Source organism: Stenotrophomonas sp. PA-6-5C (assembly GCF_021605635.1).
In the GTDB taxonomy this organism is placed as follows: Bacteria; Pseudomonadota; Gammaproteobacteria; order Xanthomonadales; family Xanthomonadaceae; genus Stenotrophomonas; species Stenotrophomonas lactitubi.
Window position 1 is genome coordinate 33,857 of sequence record NZ_WKEE01000046.1, and the last position, 9,610, is coordinate 43,466.

At 59.4% G+C, this 9,610-nt stretch carries 9 protein-coding genes and 1 pseudogene; 4 read left to right on the forward strand and 6 right to left on the reverse strand.

All coding sequences use genetic code 11. The annotated features are described in order from the left end of the window. Positions 1–936: 936 nt before the first annotated feature. Positions 937–1,083 carry a multidrug transporter gene (locus GIW57_RS17865; protein ID WP_100465370.1) on the forward strand — a complete coding sequence of 49 codons (147 nt, stop codon included), beginning with the start codon at positions 937–939 and terminating at the stop codon, positions 1,081–1,083. A gap of 69 nt (positions 1,084–1,152) precedes the next feature. Beyond that, the gene (locus GIW57_RS17870; protein ID WP_236512197.1) at positions 1,153–1,812 is read left to right on the forward strand and encodes a hypothetical protein; all 660 of its coding nucleotides are present in this window, start codon (positions 1,153–1,155) and stop codon (positions 1,810–1,812) included. A 723-nt stretch (positions 1,813–2,535) separates the two neighbouring features. Here the strand turns inward: GIW57_RS17870 and GIW57_RS17875 are convergent. After that, entirely contained in the window at positions 2,536–3,675 is a 1,140-nt protein-coding gene (locus GIW57_RS17875; protein WP_236512199.1) for a site-specific integrase, read from the reverse strand. Between the two features lie 548 nt (positions 3,676–4,223). Between GIW57_RS17875 and GIW57_RS17880 the strand changes: the two genes are divergently transcribed. Beyond that, on the forward strand, positions 4,224–4,394 hold the full coding sequence (locus tag GIW57_RS17880; RefSeq protein WP_157804898.1) for a hypothetical protein: 171 nt from the start codon (positions 4,224–4,226) through the stop codon (positions 4,392–4,394). A 455-nt stretch (positions 4,395–4,849) separates the two neighbouring features. After that, entirely contained in the window at positions 4,850–5,230 is a 381-nt protein-coding gene (locus GIW57_RS17885; RefSeq protein ID WP_236512201.1) for a DUF3653 domain-containing protein, read from the forward strand. A 481-nt stretch (positions 5,231–5,711) separates the two neighbouring features. Here the strand turns inward: GIW57_RS17885 and GIW57_RS17890 are convergent, their stop codons facing one another. From GIW57_RS17890 to GIW57_RS17910, 5 genes and pseudogenes are all read right to left on the reverse strand, one after another. After that, positions 5,712–6,398, reverse strand: coding sequence for a TraX family protein (locus GIW57_RS17890; protein ID WP_236512203.1), 687 nt, complete (start codon positions 6,396–6,398; stop codon positions 5,712–5,714). Next, on the reverse strand, positions 6,395–7,741 hold the full coding sequence (locus GIW57_RS17895; protein WP_236512205.1) for a hypothetical protein: 1,347 nt from the start codon (positions 7,739–7,741) through the stop codon (positions 6,395–6,397). The genes GIW57_RS17890 and GIW57_RS17895 overlap by 4 nt, the downstream gene beginning before the upstream one ends. A gap of 401 nt (positions 7,742–8,142) precedes the next feature. Next, positions 8,143–8,385: a hypothetical protein gene (locus GIW57_RS17900; protein ID WP_236512207.1), complete on the reverse strand. Its 243-nt coding sequence runs from the start codon at positions 8,383–8,385 to the stop codon at positions 8,143–8,145. A gap of 239 nt (positions 8,386–8,624) precedes the next feature. Further along, a complete protein-coding gene (locus tag GIW57_RS17905) occupies positions 8,625–8,921 on the reverse strand; it encodes a hypothetical protein (protein ID WP_236512209.1) in 297 nt (98 codons plus the stop codon). Positions 8,922–9,150: 229 nt separating this feature from the next. After that, a pseudogene (locus GIW57_RS17910) lies at positions 9,151–9,414 on the reverse strand (hypothetical protein); the annotation flags it as partial. Positions 9,415–9,610: the final 196 nt, after the last annotated feature.

The following is a 9,610-nucleotide window of genomic DNA, read 5'->3' on the forward strand; positions in this document are numbered from 1 at the left end:
AGCAATTGCGTCAACTCCCGCTCAGGCGTGGCGATTCTCGGGGGCTGCGCGCTTAAGGTGACCGAAGGGATCTGCAGACATCGCAAGACATCGCAAGACATCGCATAGGAACTTATCGAGCTTTCAGTCGTAGATGGGCATCTCAGGTCCGGTCAGCAAGGAGTCATCCTTGCCCTGTACCAGGGTGATGATGCTCCACGTGCCGTTTGATGGTGGCCACCAAAGTTAACAGTGGTCTTGGTCTATCGTAGGCGTTGGTGGCTGGTGCTGCTGAAGCGAGGCTTCCGATTTAGTCAAAGGCAACCAGTCGATGCGCATGCCATGGATGTCATGCGGCTCGCCGAGGCTGCCGAGATACGGCTTTCTGCAGCGGGTGGGCTAGGGCGATACAGGAGCGGCTTCCGCGGCCTTGAAAACTTGAACTGCGTCACAAGAAATGGCTAATGAGCTATTGCCATCGGCTGGTGTCCATGACCGGTTTTCGTTCATAGTTCCGTTAAGGTTGACCGAAGTTTCCGGTGGCAGCCACTGCATATTGCGGTCAGCCTCATCATATGAGACTAGATGTAGTGGTTGGCAGTCACTCTTGCCGCTTGCTAACTGCGTGAACGGTGGTAAAATCGCAAACGAGACACCCATAAAAAGCGAACGCCTCGCTTGCAGGCGAGGCGTTCGGATACAGCAACTCACAACCCAGGAGGAAAAAACAACCCGAATTCCTGAACAAGCTGTCCAATACGGATTGATAGAGACCTACGAAGCTGTGCGTCTTGGCAGACGCCGAATTATAGCTTTCAGAGAGCTACTTCGTAAAGCATCTACGTAGATCTTCTTCCTCTTCGGATAAAGGACCACCTAAGACGCCTTCTTTGGGGGCGAGGGTGTTCCCTTGGGCAGTCGCAGCGACTTCACCCAACTATCACGAGGTCTACAGCAATGAATGACAAGAAGATCACTCAGTACCGCAGCGCTGTCTCCGGCGAGTTCGTAACGAAGCAATTTGCCGAGAAGCACAAGACGACGACGGTCAAGGAGCGCAACAGCGCTCCGAAGCCGTCGCCGACCAAGTCGCGCGCCAAATGAGTAGCCAGAGGGGCGGCCCCAATGCCGCCCCTCTTTCGTTCGCAGACTGCAGAAGGAAGTAAAAACGCTATGAACACCGTTCTTAAGCTCTCACCTGCTGTACCAAGACCACGTCTTTCTGATCGCAACCTCGCTCGCATGGTCCGCATGTCGGCGAGTCGGCAGATGCGATTTCTGCATGATCAAAAGTATCCACGGGGTACGCCGCAGGTGTTTATGCAGCCGTACTACGCCAAGGCGCTTGCAGGAATCCGCGACGTGATGAAGCGCGGCCTTCCTGGAATCATAGACGCGCGCGCAAAGCTGCAGGGAATCTCCCAAGAGACACGGCGCAACAATTCGATGCGCGTGCTGGACTCCTTCATTGCATCACCGCATGCAAGCCGCCGCTTGAAAGTGGTTCCTGGACATCGCTACCAGGCACATGCGCGCAGCCTTGAGGTGCGCTTCTCACCGCACGTTGTGGCGATGGATGCTGGCGAGGTGCGCTACGTCTACTTCCACGAGAAAAGTGTTCAGTGCGACCCCGAAGAGGCCCGGCTCACACTTGAGTTCGGCTATTGGGTGCTGGGGCAGAACAACGTTGAGGTGAGGCCGGATCAGCTTGAACTGATCGATCTGTTCTCCGGAAGGTACTTCCGAGGCCAGCCCATGAGGCCGGAGACGTTGAGGATGTTGGACGATATGGCACGTCACATTGAAAGCCAGTGGCCCACAATCGAGCCGTAGATCAACAGTTCGCCATCCCGTCTCAGTCCCTGCGACTGAGGCGGGATGGTGTCTAAAGTGTCGGAGCGCGCCATTTCTTCGGCACCTTGGCAGCTATGCATCTGACGGGCCTCGTCGGATCCGTATCGGGTAGCTAAAAACGTGCCCGCAGTTGGAGCAACGAAGCTCCCTTGTCGTGTTGTTGCTGGTCGTCAAGCTCGGCTGAGCTAAAGGGCGTGCAAAGCGATGCTCACGCTGCGGAACCCGTCCAGTAGACCGCTTCAGGCTGCTTGTGTGGATCTTCAACCTGCAGTAGATGCAGCGGTGGTGGTTCGCGCTTGGGGCCCAAAGCCGCTCTGAAGGACTGAATCAAATACCGGTCGTGGGCGATGAAGGTCAGGCGACCACGGCGATCTGGGCTGGGTTGTGCTCCTTGAGGAGCTGGCGAACCCGTCCGACCAGCGTTTCCGTTTTCCCCGATCCGGCCACAGCCGAGACAACCGCATGCCACCTCACCGTGCTCGATGAGCTTGATCTGCTCGGGCGTGTGGCTGCGTTCTGCCATTGGCCACCTGGGAGTGAAGTTGATCAGTCAGACCTTGCGAAGCGCATTTCGTTTCTCTCGATGCGCCTGTAGTGTCGAGACATTAAACTTCGAATGGCGCTCCTTGCAGCCGTTGAACCCGGGGCGGATCGCCTTCAGTTTCTCCACGAGCTCTGACATCAGTGTTGCGTCCAACGCATCTAGGAATCAGCCCCCGTCGGAGATTCAGGCAACCTCGGAGGCGGCGCTGTGCTGTTCGACCTTGCTGCACCTTCCAACATTCGCGCCGCCGGATTGGTTTCGGCCGCGCCGGCTTGATAGTAGCCGATGACACTGACCACCGATCGGTGATCGGTCATTGCCATGATCGCCGGCAGCGCGATTCCTTGCCGGGCACCTTCGGTAACGAAACCTGATCGTAGACTGTGACCGCCAAAACTACCCACCAATCCGGCGGCCCGTGCGCGACTCTGGATGATGGTGGCCACCGACTTGGGTGACAAGCCGGCCCTCACTTTCCCGCGGGTCAGTTGGCGGAAGAGGGCCCCCTCCTGCAGTCCGGCCACCTCGATCCAGGCGCGCAGCGCTTCGGCCGCTGGCCCCAGCAAGGGCTTGTCCGGCGAGCCGCCTGCTTTGACGCCCTCCTGAAGCGTCTTGCCGACGTCCAGGTGGTAGCGGTAGCCGCCGTCGATCGGCGCAAGCTTGCCCAAGGTGGCATGGGCCGTCTCGCTCCGACGGCGCCCACCACTGGCGAAGGCGAAGTAGAGCAGGGCGCGATCACGTTTTCCAACCAGATCATCCTCACAGGTCGCAATCATCGCCATCAATTCGGTCGCGGTGATCGCTGTTTTCTTGCTCGGTCGCTCGCCACGTTTGTGCGCGGCGCGACGGCCCTTGGCCAGTAGCTGCCGCACCTCGCTGCTTTCGCAGGGATTGACCAGCTTGAGCAGTTGATGGGCGCTGGAGAGCACCGCAACGCGGTGGACGATGGTCGACAGCTTGAGCGGTCCTTGGCGCTGCTTGAATTTTCCTTCCACCAGCAGCGTATCCAATGCTGCCGGCAGCTCCCAGGTCAGGGCATCGCCTGAGCGCCGGGCCAGATGATCGATGATGAACTGGATCACACAGGACGCGTCCACCGGCATGGCGATGACCACACCGTAGCGGCTCTGGTACCAGGCTGCCCAATAGCGCAAGGCGGTGGCGTAACTGCGCGTGGTGTTGGCCGAGGCCGCTTCGGCGAAGACTTCGCGCACCGCGTCCGCCGAGGACTGCGAGAGCTGCGCCACAGTCGGATTGGCAGGAGCTGCGGTGGTCAGGGCTGGCAGAAGGTCGCTCATAAGTGATTGAAAATAATATGTAAAATCAGCCTGACTTCCGATAAATATATCTTATCGGAATCAACGAAATATAGGGCAGGGGAGTCATTCGACGGCCTTCCTAACAGCTCTTCCGTGCACTGGTTGCGTGACAGGAATCCCACTTACTAAGATGCCACGGACACGTTGATGTCCGGAAAATTTTGGGGGAAAGTTGAGGCGATATCGAGTTCTTCTGAGGACTACTGTCCCGCTATTAACGGCGATTCTCGCGTTCTTAGGGGCGTTGGGAGGGACGTACGTTGCATCTATCATGGACCAGACAAACTGGGAGGCACGATTTCAGCTAGAGCAAAGGACCGCAATCCTCCAAGCGAATAGAGCTGATGGCCGCCGTTGCTGCGTTGGTTGCCAAGAGGCCAGTTGTCGAGGGGTTGACAGCAAACATAGAAGCTGCGCAGACCAGGCTCAAAATTAGCATGGATTGCGCTAGTGCTGAGCTCAGCAACTGCGGAGAACCGGATGCTCTCGACACTGTGGAGAGGTCCTCAAAGGAGCGCAATGCAATCATGTCCGATCTCTCTTCTAAGCTCCTGCTGTCACAGGTCTACTTTGGGCCTAAGACCTTCAAAGCAGTGAAAGACCTTGGGGATCCTTGGCAGGCAACCGATGCCAAACTTCAGGCGCTGACGCAAGCCATGGCAGACGAACTCAGCCTCTTTGAAGGTGCCGCTCAATAGCCGAGAAGTTGCTCCAAGCTGTTGCGCAGCTTGCTAGCGGTAGCTACATCGGGTTCATTAGGCCTGCCACAACGGCTGCACCTTTTTCGTTTCGCTGCAGCTGAGGACGCGGTGACCTGGAAACATCATTGGGGATGCTCCAAGTTCGCGACCTACCATTGGCGATGCACCAAGATCACGGCGAGTCATTGGGGCCGCACGCAGCTCAGCGCGTCGATTGCACCAAGTTGCGGCATACGCTGCACCAAGTTCACTGCGCTCAACACGCAGCGGGATCAGGGGGCGAGGCAAGTGGCGTGCCAGCCAGCCCCGGATTCGCTTGAACATAATATACATTATGCGAAATCGTGGATTGGCCGAATCCGAGCCTTCGTCTCCTCTGCGTGGCAATGGCTGGGCCTATGGCTCGGCTCTTGCCTGCGACCTCAGACCCCGTCCAAGGATGAGATCGCGGCATGATTGAGTTCGACCCCCACCACCGTATCGAGTTGACCGGCCCTTGGGTCGGTTTTTCTTTCCTGGGCGAGCGTCTGATTACGCCGGAAGGCCGTGAGCTGCTGCCCGAGGATTTGGCCTGGCTCTCGCTCACCGCCTGCCAGGCGCAGGAATGGCGCAGGATGATGGAAACTGCCCGCTCGGCAGCTTCGATCGACAGTTCTAGAAATGTGCGCAATCGCGACGCTGGCATTCGCCATCATCCCGCCACTGTCGTCAATCTGCGGGATGTGGTGAGCAGGCGCAAAGAGCGTTCGGCAGTGGCGATGGCCGGCCCTGACGCCGAGCCGCCAGCAGCAATCCTGCCGGTATCGGGGCCGAAACGTCGCGAGCGCGTGTAAGGCGTTTCCGTAGGGGCGGCGCCCCTACACCCCGGTCACTGCTCGCGGCAGCGCTGCCAGCCGCCTGCTGGCGAAGAAACCTGTTCCCAACCGTTCGAGAGATTTCGGAAGGCTTGGCCGCCAATACAGGCGAGTCCAGAGCGCTTGGACGCGTCGGACCCGAGCGAAGGAAGCCCGACAACGCTATCGGAAGGACCAGGACGACCGGCGCGGCGCGCCTCATCTGAAAGTACGCGGGCCTCCAGGTGCTCGCAGTACGTCTTTACGCCAGGATGCGGGTGGTTCGGCCAGGCCAATTCGTGACAATTGAGCGGCGTGGTGGTCTTCGACATTGAGTTGTAAGCAGGCTTCGGGGCCGCTGGCAGAGGCTTCGGCTTGGGACCGGTAGCCGACTGCAGCTGCGCTGAGGCGGGTAGAGCGAATGCCAGCAGCACGAAAAGGAGGCCAACGCGGATATCCATACCCTACCCCTGTCAACGAATCACCCGTCGACTATAGCCGCAAGCACAAACAAAAGCGCCAGGTGGCCCACGTAGTATGCGTAGAAGGACCTGCCACCTCGCGGAATGCGTACCGGCAGTTCGCCCAGGGCCATGACAGGCAGGGCTAGCAACGCCCAGCCGTTGCCGTTGTAGAGGCAGAGCAGGCCCATGCATGCCCATACCCAGATCGGCAGCACCAGGTAGGCCCGTTGACGACGCCAGTCCCAGGAGCCCAGCAGGAAGTGCATGCGCCTTCCATGATTCTTGAACCACGCCCAGGCCGCCAGAACGAGCCATACGCCGGGCCAGGCGTAGTCAACGACAACCGGAGCGATAATGCACATCAGCGCAGCCATCGCCCACTGACGGCGTTCCACAGCCCAGATGCAGCCAGCCGCGGCGGCGAACGTCAGTAGTACGTTGAGCGGCAATGCCTGGCCGAATGCCAGCGTAGCCGCGGGTGTGGCGAACAGGCCCCAAAGCGCCAGGCGTCGCGCCGACTTGCCAGCATCGGCACCAGGCTGGGCCAAGTTGTAGGCCATTACCAGGCCGAACACCGGGAACGCCACACGGCCAAGTTCGGACACCACTGGCACGTAGCCAAGGCCGAAAACCGTCAACACGTGATCGCCGGTCATCAGCACCAGGGCAATCCACTTCAACAGCTCACGCCCGCCACTGGTCATAGCCTGTTCTCCCCTGCCTGCGTGTACGAGCTCGTTTGAATGCTGGGCGTCTCAGGGAACGTGCCCATAGCACGATCACCACGAGCAATGCTGGCGCCCTGGATGGAGCGCTCGTTCAAGTCCTGCATGTTCCTGTTGATCTGCGTGCCGCCATCGACAAAGCGATTCTCACGACGTGGCAGATAGGGCTCGTACTGCCCTCGCCTTGCGATGTAGCGACAAGTCGGCTCGTCCAGGTCATACCCGGTGCCTTGTTCAGTGACACAGCTACAGCTCGGCTCATCGTGCTGCCCTAGCCCGTTTTCACCGCCGAGCGACGACATGCAGAAAAGGCGTGGTGGTTCGCTCGGCAAGTTGTTGGCGCTGTCGTACACAGGCGCGCTCCACGGCTGGGATGCGATGCGCGGCAGGTAGTTCTTGACGTACTCCTCCAAGGGCACGCGCTTGGCAACGGAACCGCTGGCGCCCGCCGTCGCTAACGCTCCGTCGCGCGCCAGCGGACCATTGCTCGCTTGAGCAGGAGTCGGCAGTGCGTCATCACCGGTCAGCCGGCTACCCATCCTGCCGAACGCGAAATAGCTCAATGCTAGGCCAACAACGAGAACAATCGGCAGCGCGAAAAAGTACCAGGGAATGCGCCGCTCGGTGGTGTCAAGCTCGGTTGACTTGTACGTACCCATTGGGCGCTTGGGCAGCACCTTGCGCGTAACGGTAATGTTGTTGTTGCGGCGCGTATTGCACTCGATGCGCCATTGAATTCGGGCCTGCCCACACATGATCGGGGAGCCGCTACATGAAGGAGGTGCGCTGCAAGTGTCGCCGCCGCTGAATGTCTCGGGATCATCCTTGTCTTGCGGATCAGGCTCGCCATCGTTATTGCTATCGCGCTTGCAGGTGCCATCAGGTCCACGAACCTCACCCTGGGCGCATTGGCCGTCGCCAGGAATGCAGCTGCCCAACGGGCTGCGGATCATGCCGGCAGGACATTCCTCATCCTTCTTCTTACAAGATCCGGCTACCAGTGCCATTCCATCAGGACAGGGCTTCTCATCAGCGCAAGCGTTGCCCACCTTTACCTTACCTTCGGGGCACTCAGGCTCAACTGGCTGACAGACACCGAGCATGGCGTTCCACACCATGTTCTTTCCCTGGGCATCACAGTCGGGCTTGCGGTCACAGGTCTTCCCGTTCGGCGAATAGGTCGTAGTGTCATCACCGTTGTCACGGAACACCGACTCACAACCATTCATGCAGCGGACCGACCCCGACGGTGGGAAGAAGGGAGTGGCCTTGCTCTCACGCTCGGAGCACTTCTTGGTGTAGTAGAAGGTCTGCGTGCCCACGCGATAGCTTGATCCACACGATCCGTTGTATGCAGCCGCGAGGTAGGACGATCCTCCAGACGGTTCAACGCATGGCGCATACGTCGGCCCCATCCCAGCCGCGATAGGCCGAACGTATGCCCATGCTTCCGTATACGCCTCGCCTTGATCACACACGTTAGGCGTCGTACACCGCCAATTCGACTGCGCCTCAACACTCGGCGAGTAGCCTATGAACACGATCCCAAGCAGCGCCAGGATCACGCCAACAATGAAGTGATTGCGTGGCATCACATGCCCTCAAACGCAAGCCATGCGGCGCCACAGATTCCGATGATGATGAAGTAACCCATACATCCTCCTTTCGCTCACAAAAAAGGGGGCGAACGTTTCCGCGCGCCCCCTGCCCACTACCACTTCGCTTACTTCGCAGCCTTGCGGGTATACGCCCACAGCAGAATCAGGCCGATCAGGACCGCACAGGCAGCGATGACCACACCCAACTCGGCCTTGCCGCCGGCCAGCTCACCGGCAATTGCAGCACCCGGGGAAGTACTGCCGCCACTGGCGAATACCAGGGCCGAAGTGGTGAGCCCGGCGATGCCGGTACCGATCTTTGCTGCGGTGGAGCGACCAATGCGGACCACGGTGTTCATGTGCTTCATGGTGAATTCCTCTGTCAGTAAGCCCCTAGACGCGCCGCGCGGAATACGAGGCGCGCTTTCAAACCCAATGCCCAGATCCCCACGATGGAGAACGCAACAAGGGTTCCATCAGCCAGACTCAGGGGCGGAAGAATCGGCTGGTGGTACGGCATCCAAACCGGCACCGCGCACGTCCCGTCCTGCTGCACGTTCTCAGCAGCACAACCGACTACGTAGAGGGGCGCCGGGTCGGACATTGGTTAGGCCGCCTTGTTAGCGGGCTGCGACTTGTTGCCAGCCGGATCAACCAGAGTCATGCGGCGTGCCAGCTCAACGCCGTAGCGACCCGGGACAAGATCGGTGGTCAGATCCCATTCCTTCACTGCGCCGACTGCATAGCCCTTGTCCAGGCCATCAACTTCAACCTCAATCTGGATACGCATGGCCTCGGTTTCGAGCGTGGCGCGCTGGCTGTACACGGGCTTCTGCATGCCGGTCTTCGTGGTGACAGTGCGGGTTTCAACGGCGCTGTTGATGGTGATCTTCGGAGCGTTCATCGGTCTCTTCCTCGTGGCTTAGTGTGTGATTGGTTGTTTGGTCGTCGGCAAAATTCGGGCGGTACTGTGGGGTCAAGCTAAGTCCCCCCCTACCCCCCCCGCAGGGAGACGTGGTGGACCGCTTGTTGCCCCGTTGCGCGATGCTTGCATCAGTCCGCCCGGTGCCCTGGTGTCGCCCTGGACTAGCGGATCGCGTGTTGCTGTCGCCTGCGATCAAGGCGTCTTGCTCGGGGCGGCGGGTGTAGTCGATTGGCGGCGGGTTCCATGCCCCGAAGTTCCGCGAGAAATCGACCACCCCGCCTTTCGTGACGTACTTGCTTACGTAGCCGGTGATGTCTGCCTGACTGCGCGGCGCTTCGATGCGATTGCGACCGAACTCCCGGTACCACCATTCGTGCCACTCGTAGCGGCTGGCAAGGCGGTTGAGGTCATCGGTAGGTGCAGCTGCAACGGCGTGGAAATGGAGACGGCCATCGCGGTGGAATTCCTGCCCAATCCTACGCTGCCGACGATGGCAGAGATGTTGAGGTATCTGCGGTCGCGCTGTCATTGACCAAGAACGCGGCGCCTGTCTCTTATACACATAGTTGAGCCCACGAGACAGATCCATTAATCTCGCATGCCGTCTTCTGCTTGAAAAAAAAAATCCGAGACCACGAGGGTGGTATCTTCATTCCGTATGCTGTATT